This is a genomic window from Micromonospora chokoriensis (assembly GCF_000718555.1).
In the GTDB taxonomy this organism is placed as follows: Bacteria; Actinomycetota; Actinomycetes; order Mycobacteriales; family Micromonosporaceae; genus Micromonospora; species Micromonospora chokoriensis_B.
Genome location: NZ_JOAN01000054.1, coordinates 1 through 280 on the forward strand (window position 1 = coordinate 1; position 280 = coordinate 280).

A 280-nucleotide genomic window follows, 5' to 3' on the forward strand; every position below is an offset into this window, starting at 1 on the left:
CCTGCAGCGCACCGGCAACGACTGGATCGAGGCGGCGTTCCGGGCGGCGCGGGCGGCGGATCCGGGTGCGAAGTTGTGTTACAACGACTACAACACCGACGGGGTCAACGCGAAGTCGACGGGGATCTACAACATGGTGCGGGACTTCAAGTCTCGTGGCGTGCCGATCGACTGTGTGGGGTTCCAGTCGCACCTGGGCACCTCGCTGGCCGGTGACTACCAGGCGAATCTGCAGCGGTTCGCTGATCTCGGTGTGGATGTGCAGATCACCGAGCTGGAC

General features: G+C 64.3%; 1 protein-coding gene. It reads left to right on the top strand.

From position 1 onward, the window contains the following. The coding region (locus IF46_RS0132020; protein ID WP_030492143.1) for an endo-1,4-beta-xylanase at window positions 1–280 on the top strand (280 nt) is incomplete at both ends.